Raw genomic sequence first — 13,721 nt, 5'->3', positions numbered from 1 at the left:
TTCCCCTAATTCGAGTTTATTCAATGATCAGGCTCCTTGTTGCTCTTGGTTCGGCTGTTCTTTCAGCATCTGCTTGCCTTGCCGACCCTGCCGCCCTTTACCAAAAGCATTGTGTAGAGTGCCACGGTGAGAACCGTTTGGGCCTGATCGGTCCGGCTCTGCTTCCCGAAACTTTGGGAGGTATGCGCGGCACGGCGTTGCAAGACACAATCAAACGCGGGCGAAACGCAACTGAGATGCCGTCCTTTCAGGATGTGCTGAGTGACCAGGAGATTGACGCACTCAGCGCTTTTCTCAAGACGCCATTGAAGCCTGCACCGACATGGATGATGGAGCAGATTTCCGCGAGCCTGATTGCCAACGATGATTACAAAGCGACTGTGAAGCCTGTCTGGTCTGCCGATCCGATGAATCTGACATTGGTCGTGGAGACGCTGGACCATTCTGTCAGCGTGGTGGATGGCGACAGCTTCGAGGTTTTGACGCGTTTCAAGATTCCGTTTGGGACGCGCGGGCAGCCCAAGTTCTCCCCTGATGGGCGCTACGTCTACATCATGTCCCGCGATGGCTGGATCCTGAAGTATGACCTTTACGGGTTACAGGAGGTGAGCCGTATTCGTGCCGGGCTGAACAGCCGTAATATTGCTTTGAGCCACGATGGCAAGTGGATTGCCGTAGCGAACTATCTGCCCAACACCTTTGTCATTCTCTCCGCTGATGATTTGAGCCCGCAGAAACTAGAGTATGTTCAAGGCAAGGACGGCACACCAAGCCGTGTCTCCGCTGTTTACCTCGCCGCCAAACGCAAGAGCTTTGTGTTGGCGCTGAAGGATGCGCCTTCCATTTGGGAAGTGTTTTATGGCCCTAATCCACCGCATTACGGATTTGCCCATGACTGGCGTGTTGAGGGGCCTGCGCCTAACAAAGACCCGTTCCCTTTGCGCAAGATCACTGTCAAAAGTTTGGTTGAAGATTTCTATCTCGACCCAAGCGATGAATACGTGATGGGTGCTTCCCCCAGTGGCATTGGTGGACAGGTGGTTGATTTGGTCATCGGGCACAAGATTGCTGATCTGGACTTGGAAGGTCTGCCACACCTGGGCTCAGGTTCTACCTGGAAGATGGGTGAGCGGACCGTCATGGCCACCCCGCATCTGAGAGAACCGCTGGTTTCCATTGTAGACATGAAGTCATGGGAGACCATCAAACAGATTGAGATGCTCGGCTCCGGCTTCTTCACCCGGACGCACGAGAACTCACCCTATGTCTGGGTAGATGTTTTCTTTGGTCCAGACAAAGACGCGATCCAGGTGATAGACAAGCAGAGCCTTGAGATTGTAAAGACCCTGCGCCCTCAAAAAGGCTCCCGTGCGGCCCATGTGGAGTTCACAGATGATGGCAAATACGCCCTGGTTTCTGTCTGGGAAGAGGATGGGGCTGTCATTGTTTATGATGCGCAAACGCTGGAAAAAGTGCGGCGCCTGCCCATGAGAAAGCCTCGCGGCAAGTACAACATAGGCAACAGGATTGCAGGTGTTGGAACACCTGAAAACTAGACTGGTTTTAAGGGTAAACTTATCCCCCTCGTGTTTTCCTCCCATACTCTGAACCTATGCCTACGTAACGGGCTGCTGGCGGAGCGACCGTCAGTTTGTCGTAGGTTGGGCGGGGCTATTGGAAGACGTAACGCACCTTTCAGTGGTCCGGTGAACCGAACTTCAAACGTGACCGCATGGTTTGAGGGGAAGGGCCCAGGACTATAGGGTATCACGCGGTGACAGGTGCAAATGTACCGGCAGAAAGACCTGCTTTTGCAGATGTGTTTGTCAAAGACGGAGGAACTGTTTGGGCATGGAAACGTGTCTGGATAAGCCACCTTCTTTTCAGGAAACTGACTATCGTGCCTTATAGGCAAAAGAGGCGACGTAGTTCATTACAAGAAAGCCCGGGCAAGGCGTGTAGTCAATGCTGAAGACTCATTACTAACAAGTAGCGCAGGTATTGCCTGCCGCCTTGCTCATCCCGGCTTCCGGGAATTCTGGTTCAACACTGCATGGGAGGCCATGTGGTGGTTTCAGTGCTTGTATTGTCCTAAGCCAGCTAAGAGATATCCTGGACGAGCTGACGTATCGAGACACTCTCCTCTCATTAGACCAGGCATATTCTAACCCGAAAACCGGACCCGCTTTTCGGGAGCATGCTATAAATGCAGAGTGCACTTAATAATAGTCAAGGACATGGTGAGTTAGATTGATGAAGCTGACTGTAAAAGCTAGAGCACGTTGCGTTCATTTTCATTTATGCATCGCGCTCTAGCATCTTTGGTGGAGCGAATTCTTGTTGTTTGATTGAATGCAATCAAACGGAACGCGCTCTAACGCATCGATCACTGAATGTGCACGCGCGCATCAATAAAGCCAAAAGAGCGCCTCATGTCGACCACTATGGAACAAGTCAGATCCTGGCAAGGCCCTGTACTATTCAGTTATGGGTTCAGGCCGTTCTTCCTCGCCAGCGCAGTCTGGGCAATCGTGCTTATGCTGCTCTGGATACCACTCGTTTCCGGGCACATCGAGCTGCCGATTGCGTTTGATCCTGTCTCGTGGCACGCTCATGAGTTCCTTTTCGGCTATCTAAGCGCCGTTGTTGCTGGGTTTTTGCTGACCGCTATTCCCAACTGGACCGGGCGGATGCCCATTGTGGGCAGGCCACTCATTGTCCTGTTCAGCCTTTGGGTGATTGGCCGTGCCGCGATCCTGTTCGGTGCTTACCTTCCAGCAGGCATCGTTGCCGCGCTTGATGTTGCAATGCCATTGGTGCTGGCCATTGCGTGCCTGCGTGAAATTATGGCAGGCAAAAACTGGCGTAATCTGATCGTGCTGGGTTTGCTGGGCGTACTCATTGCATCCAACCTGTTGTTCCATTGGGAAGCCTGGAGCGATGGGTACGCAGCGCAGGGCTATGGTATGCGTCTGGGTATCTCAACCATGGTTCTGATGGTTGGCCTGATCGGCGGGCGGATTATTCCCTCCTTCACCCGTAACTGGCTGGTGAAGCAAGGCAGCAAGAACTTGCCAGCGAGCCCAATGCAGGTGTTCGACAAGATCTCACTGCTTGCCCTCCTGATCGCACTGCTTGTCTGGACTGCGCTGCAAGATCATTGGCTGGCAGGTGTGGTACTTCTCGTTGCCGGAGCGCTGCACTTTGCACGTCTGGTTCGCTGGAAAGGGCAGTATACCTTCAAGGAACCTCTGGTTCTGGTGCTGCACGCAAGCTATCTGTTTATGCCCTTGGGTCTGCTTGCACTTGGCTTTGCCATCCTCCTGCCAGACCTGCTGGACATCACCGGAGCCCAACACCTGCTTATGGCTGGCGTTCTGGGTATGATGACCTTGGCCGTCATGACCCGCGCAACCCTCGGCCATACTGGTCAGGAGCTCAAAGCAAGCCGCGGTGCCACCTTCCTCTACTGCGCAATGGCCACATCAGTCCTCCTCCGCTTCTCCGCAGGCCTATTCCCAGACCTCGCAACAAGGCTTTACGATGTGTCAGCGCTAGCATGGATCCTGGCATTCGCGGTCTACGTGGCGACCTTCGGCCCCCTGCTGGCATGGGGGAAGAAGTGAGGGGGAGTAACGAGTTGTCGTCTCTGTTGCTGAAGGTTATACGATTTAAACCAGATACCAATTTTTGATTGGCAGCGGAAACAGTTATAGATCATCATGCTAGGAAGGTTTAATTGTGCCATGATCACCTCACCTTTAAAGCACAAAATATCTCGTAGATGACACGTCTTGCATCAAGCCAGCTCATACCACCGGAGTTAGTCAGCAACTCGCATTTGATGCACTCCTGCTCAAAGGTACCCAAATCTGCTTGGAGCATTTACGTCTCAACTTGTTCAACTTCTCGAAAACGAACCCAAAATTAGAATAGCTTTGCAGATACGTTGCCTAGTTTGCTATGCCACATTAAAATCCAGCATGACTTTCTTAGCTACCTATCTGATCTCTAAGGCGCTGCATTCTACTGGTGGAACGGTTTTGACGAGCCGCAGCCACGAGCATTTTAAAGGTGAAGAAACACGCGCAATCAGCTTTCGATCATGGCTGGCTCAGAAGCGTCCTGACTTGAAGTTTGTTGAAACCACAGGGGGCTCTGGAGTTGATCATAAAATTGAGAAAGAGATGACTTCTATTCTCAAGAAGAACCCGAGCATACGTGCTGTTTACTCCATGGGGGGAGGTAATATCGCAATCACTCAAATACTTGAGCAGTATAACATTAATCCTGATTGCTACATTGCGCATGACCTTAATCAGGAAAACAAAGCATTGCTCAACGCTGGCAGACTTTCATTTGTGCTCCATGACGAGATCACTCAGGATATCTCGGCTGCCTTTTTTCACATCAGTCGTGCAAACAACATATCCTTGACGGAACCTTCAACTCCCAATGGCTCTGAAGTTCATATAATCGCACCTGAACTTTAAACGAATTAAGCCCCTCACCCACGCAATGTGCCCTTCCGGGCATGCACCCTGATTTTGCGTAACCCGACAACCTATTTGGTTTTCAGCTTATTGGACGCTTTTTAGCTCTGAAATACCAAGAATGCGACGGTTGGCTGCCTCATCCGTTCCTGCATCAGCAAAGTCATCAAAGGCGCGCTCGGTGACGCAGATAATGTGGTCCTTTATGAACTGCGCCCCTTCTCTTGCCCCATCCTCCGGGTGTTTGAGGGCACATTCCCATTCCAGCACGGCCCACCCATCAAAATTGAGAGCAGAAAGTTTGGAGAAGATTGATTTGAAGTCCACCTGACCATCGCCAAGAGAACGGAAGCGGCCTGCACGGTTCTCCCAGCTCTGATAGCCGGAGTAAACGCCCTGTTTGGGTGATGGGTTAAACTCGGCATCCTTGACGTGGAACATTTTTATGCGGTCAGCGTACACATCAATGAAGCCGAGATAGTCCAGTTGCTGCAGCACAAAGTGGCTTGGATCATACAAAATATTCGCGCGGGAGTGGCCTTTCACTTCGGCCAGAAACATCTCAAAGGTGACGCCATCGTGCAAATCTTCTCCCGGATGGATCTCGTAGCACACATCAACATTTGCCTGATCAAAGGCATTGAGGATCGGCATCCAGCGCTTACCAAGTTCTTCGAATGCGGTTTCAATGAGACCGGCTGGGCGCTGAGGCCACGGATAGACATATGGCCATGCTAACGCTCCCGAGAATGTGGCATGAGAGGTAAGGCCCAGATTTTGTGAGGCTTTAGCCGCCAGGAGCAATTGTGAGGCCGCCCATTGTTGCCGTGCATTGGGGTTGCCATGTACCTGAGGCGGTGCAAACCCATCAAGCATCGCATCATAGGCGGGGTGAACGGCAACCAACTGGCCTTGCAGATGGGTAGAAAGTTCAGTGATGACGACGCCATGATCCGCTAGCATACCCTTCAACTCATCGCAGTAGGTTTTGCTTGTGGCTGCTTTTTCCAGATCGATCAAACGCTCATCCCAACTGGGAATCTGCAGACCTTTGTAGCCCAGATCTGCGGCCCATTTGGCTATTGATCCGAGCGTGTTGAACGGGGCTACATCTCCGACAAACTGCGCTAGAAAAAGCGCGGGACCTTTGAGCGTTTTCATCACATAATCTCCCAATATTCCAATAGCTTGTTTGGATTAAATATGAGTGTCTTGTGGCGTTTGGCTGTTACAAGGCACGCTGTTTTTCGCTAACAGGCGCTGTACTTTGCCTTTCAATCAACTCCACTGGCAGAACCGTTCGGTGTGCAGTTGCTTCGCTCTCCGCACGGTTTTCGACTTCTCCGGCAATGCGGCGTAGCAGCTTACCTGCTGCTTCCTGCCCAATGCGAAATCTGGGCTGGCGGATCGTTGTCAGTGAGGGGATAAAACGTTCGGCAATTGCGATGTCATCAAAGCCGACGACGGAGACATCTTTGGGGACAGAGAATCCAAGTCGGTCAAGCTCCGAAATGAACCCAAAGGCAATCTCGTCACTCATGCAGAACATGGCAGTCGGGCGCTCTTCCAGTGCGCACCATTGGTGTGCTGCCTGTACGCCTGCTTCCAGCGAGAAACCGCCTTCAATCAACCACTCTGCGCGGAGTGGCAGAGAATGTTTTAAAATAGCTGCCTCAAACCCTTCCTGACGAGCGGCTGTAAGCCTGTTTTCAGCTGGGCCTCTCACCAAGCCGATAGCTTTGTGACCAAGCGTGTGTAAGTGGCTCACTGCCAACTGAGAGCCTTGGTGGTTATCAACCCGCACCGATCCGAAACGTGTGTCTGTGCCCCACTCACAGCAGTACACGACGGGTGGTAATTCTGAAGATACGGAACCGTCATTTAGGTTCGTGAGATCCAATGTGCCATCTAGCACCAGCAAACCATCTGCCTGATTCATCGAGAGGTAGTCATAGGCCTGTTCACGCTTAAAACTGGTTTGAAGTATGTCCACGACCAGCAGGCTTAAACCCTCTTTGGCAAGCACACTTTCAATGCCGGAAAGTATTGAAGAAAAGAACGGATTTCCGAGATTAGGCACAAGCGCAACGACCGCTCCTGCCTCCTTTTTCCTCAAATTTCGAGCAGTTTGATTGATGCGATAACCGGTGACACGAACAGCAGCCATCACCTTTTCTCGAGTTGCTTTATTCACCTTCTCAGGCTTGCTAAGAGCTCTGCTTACCGTAGCTGTAGAAACACCTGCGACAATGGCAACATTCTGTACTGTAACAACTTTTGAAGTCATACGTTGACCGATACTATTTATGGACAGTTACTGGCCAATAATTACTGTTGACTCAGCGCATTTTCACTGACTACGATATACATGTAATCGATTGCAGTCAAAATAAAACTATCATAAAGCTACTGTGATTGACGTAATGGTCGGGTTGGGAGACCTGATCATCATTCGAATTATTGGGAGGGTAATTCAATGCTCAAGATCAAAGGATTTTTAACTGCAGCAACAATGCTGGCAGGTGTTTCTTCTGTTTATGCTGCTGACTTGGAAGTGACGCATTGGTGGACATCCGGTGGGGAAGCTGCTGCTGTGAAAGTGTTTGCTGATGCAGTCAACGGTGCCGGGCATAATTGGGTGGACAGCGCGATCGCAGGGGGCAGCAACGCCCGGCCAATCATCATCAGCCGCATCTCTGGCGGTGACCCAATGGGAGCAACCCAGCTCAACACGGGGCGCGATGCCGAAGACCTGATCAAAGCAGGTCTGATGACCGATCTTACTGAGATTGCCGAAAAAGAAGGTTGGGCGGACTTCATTCGTCCTGCAAAGCTGCTTGAGAGCTGCACATATGAAGGCCGCGTATACTGCGTTCCCGTCAACATTCACTCATTCCAGTGGATGTGGTTGAACCGCGGCGTATACGAAAGCAATGGCCTGACAGTTCCTGCCAATTGGGACGAGTTTATTGGCTCTGCTTCCAAACTGAAAGAAGCTGGTGTTACACCTCTGGCAGTTGGTGGTGAAGCCTGGCAGCTCAGCGGCATGGCAAATGTCTTTCAGGTTGCACTGGGTGGTGTTGACCTCTACCGGCAGATTAAAGAGGAAAAGAGCGTTGAGGCAGCTGGTGGCCCCGCAATGCGGAAAGTGTTTGAAGCTGTTGCTGCTGCACGTGAATTGGTCGACAGCGGTTATGTCGGGCGAGCATGGAACGATGCAACAAACATGGTCATCACCGGCAAAGCTGGCGCTCAAATTATGGGTGATTGGGCTCAGGGAGAGTTCTCGTTAGCCGGACAAACTGCTGGCAATGAGTATGATTGCTTGCCGGGTCTGGGCGCAAACCCTGTTCTTGACACCGGTGGGGACTCATTCTTCTTCCCTAAACCGAACGGCGACAAGCCTGAGATTGTTGCAGCTCAGTTGGAAATGGCATCTTTGCTGGTTTCAAAACAAGTGCAAGTCGACTTCAACCTGCGAAAAGGGTCTCTTCCCATCCGTGGGGACATCAATCTTGATGATGCAAATGCTTGCATGAAGAAGGGTATCGCTATTTTGGCAAACCCGGAAAACATTCTACCCGGATCTGAGCAAGCCTTCTCATCTGACACTCAAGGGCAGATTGAAGATTTGTGGGTGGAGTTCTTCAGCTCGCCAGAAATGAGCGTCGATGAAGCACAAACTCGCTTTGTCGAAATCATTGAGTATGCCGATTAATGGCACCTCTCCTTTAAAAACAGTTGGAGGGTCGGTCTTCAGGATCGGCCCACCTGACTTGCGTCGGAGATGTGTGAATGTCCATCGCCAAACGGCCAAACCCTTTATTTCGAAACCTTAATGCCAAGATTGCTGCATTGCCGATGATTGCCACAACACTTGTGGTTTTCCTTGGCTGCTCGATCTGGACAGTCATCTATTCCTTTTCCAAGTCCCGTGCCCTGCCAGTCAACGAGTTTGTCGGATTTGCACAATATGAGCGATTGTTCCGGACCTCTCGCTGGTTGATCTCGCTGGAAAACATCGTGATTTACGGAGTTCTTTCGCTCCTGATCTCATTTGTCATCGGGTTTATTCTCGCTGCTCTGATCGACCAGAAAATACGTTTTGAAGATACATTTCGGACGATCTACCTCTATCCCTTTGCTCTCTCATTCATTGTTACCGGCATTGTCTGGCAGTGGATTTTGAACCCAAGTCTGGGCATTCAGGAGACTGTACGATCATGGGGTTTTGAAAACTTCACCTTTGACCTGATCGCCAACCGGGGCACTGTGCTTTATGCCTTGCTGATTGCTGGCATCTGGCAAGGAACAGGCTTCGTCATGGTGTTGATGTTGGCTGGTATTCGCGGCGTTGACCGGGAGATCTGGAACGCTGCAAGAATTGATGGAATCCCGGTTTGGAAGACATACCTGTTTGTGATCGTTCCCATGATGCGCGGTGTTATGGTCACCACTCTTGTGATTGTCGCAGCTGGCATCGTTAAGCTTTACGATCTCGTCGTTGCGATGACACAGGGTGGTCCAGGCATCGCATCAGAGGTGCCCGCCAAATACGTTTATGATTTCATGTTCGCCAGAGCCAATGTTGGGCAAGCACTCGCCGCCTCTACAGTCATGCTCACAACTGTCCTCATCATCTTGATTCCGTGGGTTTATCTCGAATACGGCAAGAAGAAAGCACAGAGGTAGAGGGGCTGATATGACTGTTGAATCCTACGAAATTACTCGAGCAAAGCCCAGTAAGAGCTCCGCAAAGGAACCATCCGGCGCCAAACCACTTCGCCGCATCAACCCAACACGAATAATGCTCTACTCGGTTCTGTTGGTAGCCGCTGTATATTACTTGCTACCACTCTATGTGATGATGATGACAAGCCTTAAAGGCCTTCCAGAAATACGTCTTGGCAACATCTTTGCTCCGCCAATGGAAGTTACATTTGCTCCCTGGGCTAAGGCTTGGGATACCGCCTGCACGGGTCTATATTGTGAAGGGCTGAAAGTTGGGTTCTGGAATTCCGTAAGGATCACCATCCCAAGCGTTATTATGTCCATCACCATTGCCTCTGTGAATGGTTACGCCCTTTCCAATTGGAAATTTAAGGGCTCTGAAGTGTTCTTTACCATTCTCATCTTCGGTAGTTTTATTCCTTATCAAGTGATGCTTTATCCGCTTGTGATTGTTACCCGAGAGCTGGGCATATTCGGGTCTCTTCAAGGCGTGATCTTCATTCACACCATCTTTGGAATGCCAATTCTGACACTCTTGTTCCGCAACTACTTCGCAGCTTTACCTGAGGAGCTGTTTAAAGCTGCTCGTGTGGATGGAGCTGGGTTCTGGGGCATCTTCCTGAAGGTGCTGGTGCCAATGTCTGCTCCGATCTTTGTCGTTGCGGTGATTTTACAAGTCACTGGAATTTGGAATGATTTCCTATTTGGTGTCATCTTTGCAGGGGTCAAAAACTTCCCCATGACTGTTCAGCTCAACAACATCGTCAACACCACACAAGGTGTGAAGGAATACAACGTCAACATGGCTGCAACCTTGCTGACAGGCGCAGTGCCATTGGCTGTTTATTTCTTCTCTGGGCGCTTTTTTGTGCGCGGCGTCGCCGCCGGTGCTGTGAAAGGATAATACAGTGAACTCAATCAGCATTCGCGATCTGTCGCTAAAATTTGGTGAAGCTACCGTTCTCAATCAACTCAACTTGGATGTCGCTGAAGGAGAGTTCCTTGTTCTGCTGGGTGCATCAGGATGTGGGAAATCTACCCTGCTGAATTGCATTGCAGGATTGCTGGATCTCTCCGAAGGCCAAATCATTATAAACGGCACAAACGTTACATGGGCTGAGCCGAAAGACAGAGGCATCGGCATGGTGTTTCAATCCTATGCGCTCTACCCGCAAATGACGGTGCGTGGAAATCTGACGTTTGGCTTGAAGAATGCCAAGGTGCCTCGTGATGATATCGAGCACCGGGTAAACCGCACAGCCCAAATGCTCCAGATCGAGCCCTTGCTGAACCGCAAGCCGGGGCAACTTTCCGGCGGTCAACGCCAACGTGTTGCCATTGGGCGCGCTCTTGTTCGTGATGTGGATGTCTTTTTGTTTGACGAGCCTCTTTCCAATCTGGACGCGAAGCTGCGTGCGGAGTTGCGTGTGGAGCTGAAGCGTTTGCATCAAAAACTACGCAACACCATGATTTATGTAACGCATGATCAGGTGGAAGCGATGACACTAGCAGACCGCATTGCGATTATGCGCGACGGTGTCATTCAACAGCTCGCAGACCCGTTTACCATCTACAATCAGCCGGTAAACAAGTACGTGGCGAGCTTTATCGGCTCCCCGGCCATGAACTTCCTTGATGGGGCATATGGCATTGATGAACAGCCTAGTTTTACATCAAATAACCTAGATATTGCGCTAGGCCGCTACAACTTCAAAACCAGAGCAGAAGACAACAGACCAATTTATCTTGGCATCCGTCCAGAGCATGTTCACGTGGGGAATGCAGCTCAGGAGCAACCATTTAACTCCGACATATCAGTCGAAGTTGTGGAGCCAATGGGATCAGATACGCTGGTGTGGACCTCGCTGGACAATCAACCCTTCCATTTCCGTATGGACGGACAAGCCACTGTCAATGTGGGTGACCGCCTGCCTATCGGCTTTGACCCGGTTAAAGCCTCTTTGTTTGACAAGACATCTGAATTACGCCTCTAAACGCAGGAAATTGATCACAATGGATTTTTCCCTTCAGCTTTATAGTGCACGCAATGCTCAGCCATTGACTGAGGTTTTGAGCGGTCTGGCCAAGATGGGCTACACCCAAGTAGAAGGCTTTGGCGGGGTCTATGAAGATCCCAATGCTTTGCGACAAATGCTGGATGCCAATGGCCTTTCCATGCCCTCCGGCCATTTTGGAATTGATGAACTAGAAGCAGATACAGCACGCTATATTGAACTGGCAAAATATCTTGGAATAACGCGCATTTTCGCGCCTTTCCTCGCCCCATCAGAGCGCCCTCAAACTGAAGCTGACTGGATCTCATTTGCTCACCGCCTCGCGCAGATTGGCACAAAAGTGCAAGCTGCAGGCCTAAGCTTTGGGTGGCACAATCATGATTTTGAATTCCAATGTGAGTACAACGGGCGTACACCTATGGAAATCATCCTCACTGAAGCGCCAGAGATCGATTGGGAAGCTGACATTGCGTGGATCATCCGAGGTGGTCACGATCCGATTTCATGGATTGAGCGCTATGGTAGCCGCATTACAGCTGTTCATGTCAAAGACATTGCTGCCACTGGCGAATGTGCCGATGAAGATGGCTGGGCAGACGTTGGTTTCGGCATTGTACAGTGGGGCCAAATCCTCTCAGCCTTACAAGAGAAAAGCCGTGCTTGTGTTTATGTCATGGAACACGACAACCCGAGTGACTTTGCCCGCTTTGCGCAACGCTCCTTGAACTCACTCAAAATGCTGGAAGGTGCTTGATGTTAGAAAAGCTCGGTATTGGCATTATTGGGTGCGGCAATATATCGGAAACCTACCTTACACTTGGCCCTCTGTTTCGAGGGTTGAACCTAAAAGCAGTGGCAGACATCAATATGGATGCCGCACATGCCAGAGCGGCGGAATTCGGAGTTCAGGCCTATACCGTTGAGGAGCTATTGGCTGCCGACGATATCGATATAGTCGTCAATCTTACTATTCCAGCAGCACATTACGACATAAGTCGCCGCATCCTCGAAGCTGGCAAACACGTTTATTCAGAAAAACCGTTTGTTCTTTCTTTGAAAGAGGGGCAGACCCTGCTTGAACTTGCTGAGCAAAAAGGGCTTCGTATTGGCTCTGCGCCAGATACATTCCTTGGCGGATCTCATCAGCAATGCCGTAGCCTGATCGATAGTGGAGCGATTGGCAAAGTTGGGAGCGGAACATGTCATGTCATGAGCCGTGGTATGGAGCATTGGCACCCAAATCCTGCATTCTTCTTCAAAGATGGTGGTGGGCCAATTCTTGATCTGGGTCCGTATTACCTCACGAACCTTGTACAGTTGCTTGGGCCTGTAAAAGCCGTTTCAGCTTTAACGTCTATTCCGTCTCCAAAACGAACAGTCACCTCTGAACAGCGTTATGGAGAGACACTATCCGTTGAAACAGAGACCACTGTTCATGCCCTGCTCGAGTTCCATAGTGGTGCTGTGATTACTTTTGGAGCCAGTTGGGATGTGAAGGATCATAGCCATAACCACATGGAGCTATACGGCGAAACTGGCACACTGTATGGGCCTGATCCAAACTTCTTTGGTAGTGAGGTACGCGTTACAGATGAAAATGGTACATCGGTAGACCTCCCAGCCTGGCAGCATCCACTTGGAGAGCCCAATCAGCAACACGATAGCATGGCTACTATGGCAAATTATCGAGCTGCAGGCCTCTCCGATATGGCGATGGGAGTTCTTGAAGACCGCCCACATCGCTGCAATCAGGCGCTGGCACTCCATGTCGCCGACATCATGTTCTCAATTCTAACCTCTGGCCGCGAACGACGGTTTGTAGAGTTGGCAACCTCCTGCAACCGTCCCGATGCATTTTTGAAAGAAGATGCGGAGCAGATGTTGCTGAGTTCATCACAAGATTTGGTTGCTGAGTAACTTCAGGAAGCTAACTCCACCCAAATCACTTATCCCCGGCGTGTATTGAGACGGGTATCGACGGCATTATCTGAGGTAGGAGGATAGATTATTTCTATCCTCTTTCCTTGTTTGAGTACAGAGCCGATGCTAGCTGGAGTTATCCTACAGAACGCGGTCTATCGTTGACGTGTTACCAGAGCTACTTTCGCGAGCTGTATAGACATAGCAACGCAGTCCCAACGCTAATAACGCAAACGAACGCACATTGGAGCGCAAAGCTGTTACCGCTAGCCGCAACTCTGGTGGTCAGCGCCGTTTTATGCGTGCAGACATCCGCCGCTTATCATTTGCGTTAGTCGCGCAGGAGTTTGGCTTCACCATCAAAGAGATTTCAGATCAACTCGGGACACTTCCCCCGGGCCGTGCACCAAACAAAGCTGAGTGGCAACGCTTGAGCCAGCAGTTCAAAGTTCATCTGAATGAGCGCATTGCACGCATGGAGAACCTGAGAGCGCAGCTGGAAGGCTGTATGGGTTGCGGCTGCCTGTCTCTGGACAAATGCGAGCTCTACAACGCCGGCGAC

The 13,721-nt window shown here is 50.7% G+C and carries 12 protein-coding genes; 10 read left to right on the top strand and 2 right to left on the bottom strand.

The genetic code is table 11. The annotated features are described in order from the left end of the window. Positions 1 to 23 precede the first annotated feature (23 nt). The 3 genes from PsAD13_RS04385 (at position 24) to PsAD13_RS04375 (ending at position 4,493) form a co-directional block, all read left to right on the top strand. Positions 24 to 1,556 (top strand): nitrite reductase, encoded by a 1,533-nt coding sequence (locus PsAD13_RS04385; protein ID WP_063317403.1) that lies wholly within the window; start codon positions 24 to 26, stop codon positions 1,554 to 1,556. Between the two features lie 876 nt (positions 1,557 to 2,432). Further along, positions 2,433 to 3,626 carry an NnrS family protein gene (locus PsAD13_RS04380; RefSeq protein ID WP_063317436.1) on the top strand — a complete coding sequence of 398 codons (1,194 nt, stop codon included), beginning with the start codon at positions 2,433 to 2,435 and terminating at the stop codon, positions 3,624 to 3,626. A 357-nt stretch (positions 3,627 to 3,983) separates the two neighbouring features. Then, positions 3,984 to 4,493, top strand: coding sequence for a substrate-binding domain-containing protein (locus PsAD13_RS04375; RefSeq protein WP_063317402.1), 510 nt, complete (start codon positions 3,984 to 3,986; stop codon positions 4,491 to 4,493). Between the two features lie 87 nt (positions 4,494 to 4,580). Here the strand turns inward: PsAD13_RS04375 and PsAD13_RS04370 are convergent, their stop codons facing one another. After that, complete coding sequence (locus PsAD13_RS04370) at positions 4,581 to 5,654, bottom strand: sugar phosphate isomerase/epimerase (protein WP_063317401.1); 1,074 nt, start codon at positions 5,652 to 5,654, stop codon at positions 4,581 to 4,583. Positions 5,655 to 5,721: 67 nt separating this feature from the next. Next, positions 5,722 to 6,780, bottom strand: coding sequence for a LacI family DNA-binding transcriptional regulator (locus PsAD13_RS04365; protein WP_063317400.1), 1,059 nt, complete (start codon positions 6,778 to 6,780; stop codon positions 5,722 to 5,724). Between the two features lie 189 nt (positions 6,781 to 6,969). Here PsAD13_RS04365 and PsAD13_RS04360 point away from each other — a divergent pair, with 189 nt between their 5' ends. The 7 genes from PsAD13_RS04360 to soxR all read left to right on the top strand — a co-directional run. Then, on the top strand, positions 6,970 to 8,211 hold the full coding sequence (locus tag PsAD13_RS04360; protein ID WP_084404638.1) for an ABC transporter substrate-binding protein: 1,242 nt from the start codon (positions 6,970 to 6,972) through the stop codon (positions 8,209 to 8,211). Between the two features lie 77 nt (positions 8,212 to 8,288). Next, positions 8,289 to 9,185, top strand: a complete 897-nt coding sequence (locus PsAD13_RS04355) for a sugar ABC transporter permease (RefSeq protein WP_063317399.1) — start codon at positions 8,289 to 8,291, stop codon at positions 9,183 to 9,185. Positions 9,186 to 9,195: 10 nt separating this feature from the next. Beyond that, entirely contained in the window at positions 9,196 to 10,128 is a 933-nt protein-coding gene (locus PsAD13_RS04350; RefSeq protein ID WP_063309614.1) for a carbohydrate ABC transporter permease, read from the top strand. Positions 10,129 to 10,132: 4 nt separating this feature from the next. Continuing rightward, entirely contained in the window at positions 10,133 to 11,218 is a 1,086-nt protein-coding gene (locus PsAD13_RS04345; RefSeq protein WP_063317398.1) for an ABC transporter ATP-binding protein, read from the top strand. Between the two features lie 19 nt (positions 11,219 to 11,237). Then, complete coding sequence (locus PsAD13_RS04340) at positions 11,238 to 11,993, top strand: sugar phosphate isomerase/epimerase (protein ID WP_063317397.1); 756 nt, start codon at positions 11,238 to 11,240, stop codon at positions 11,991 to 11,993. After that, positions 11,993 to 13,156: a Gfo/Idh/MocA family oxidoreductase gene (locus PsAD13_RS04335; protein ID WP_063317396.1), complete on the top strand. Its 1,164-nt coding sequence runs from the start codon at positions 11,993 to 11,995 to the stop codon at positions 13,154 to 13,156. The genes PsAD13_RS04340 and PsAD13_RS04335 overlap by 1 nt, the downstream gene beginning before the upstream one ends. 247 nt (positions 13,157 to 13,403) lie before the next feature. Further along, on the top strand, positions 13,404 to 13,721 hold a 318-nt coding region (soxR, locus tag PsAD13_RS04330), incomplete at its 3' end, for a redox-sensitive transcriptional activator SoxR (protein WP_208986433.1).

Source organism: Pseudovibrio sp. Ad13, from assembly GCF_001623225.1.
Taxonomy (GTDB): Bacteria; Pseudomonadota; Alphaproteobacteria; order Rhizobiales; family Stappiaceae; genus Pseudovibrio.
This window is presented reverse-complemented; position numbering and strand designations above follow the sequence as displayed.

Bases quoted from the DNA above. Each gene is read 5' to 3' on its own strand.
- PsAD13_RS04385 (WP_063317403.1), top strand. From the start codon at position 24: ATGATCAGGCTCCTTGTTGCTCTTGGTTCGGCTGTTCTTTCAGCATCT.
- PsAD13_RS04380 (WP_063317436.1), top strand. From the start codon at position 2,433: ATGTCGACCACTATGGAACAAGTCAGATCCTGGCAAGGCCCTGTACTA.
- PsAD13_RS04375 (WP_063317402.1), top strand. From the start codon at position 3,984: ATGACTTTCTTAGCTACCTATCTGATCTCTAAGGCGCTGCATTCTACT.
- PsAD13_RS04370 (WP_063317401.1), bottom strand. From the start codon at position 5,654: ATGAAAACGCTCAAAGGTCCCGCGCTTTTTCTAGCGCAGTTTGTCGGA.
- PsAD13_RS04365 (WP_063317400.1), bottom strand. From the start codon at position 6,780: ATGACTTCAAAAGTTGTTACAGTACAGAATGTTGCCATTGTCGCAGGT.
- PsAD13_RS04360 (WP_084404638.1), top strand. From the start codon at position 6,970: ATGCTCAAGATCAAAGGATTTTTAACTGCAGCAACAATGCTGGCAGGT.
- PsAD13_RS04355 (WP_063317399.1), top strand. From the start codon at position 8,289: ATGTCCATCGCCAAACGGCCAAACCCTTTATTTCGAAACCTTAATGCC.
- PsAD13_RS04350 (WP_063309614.1), top strand. From the start codon at position 9,196: ATGACTGTTGAATCCTACGAAATTACTCGAGCAAAGCCCAGTAAGAGC.
- PsAD13_RS04340 (WP_063317397.1), top strand. From the start codon at position 11,238: ATGGATTTTTCCCTTCAGCTTTATAGTGCACGCAATGCTCAGCCATTG.
- PsAD13_RS04335 (WP_063317396.1), top strand. From the start codon at position 11,993: ATGTTAGAAAAGCTCGGTATTGGCATTATTGGGTGCGGCAATATATCG.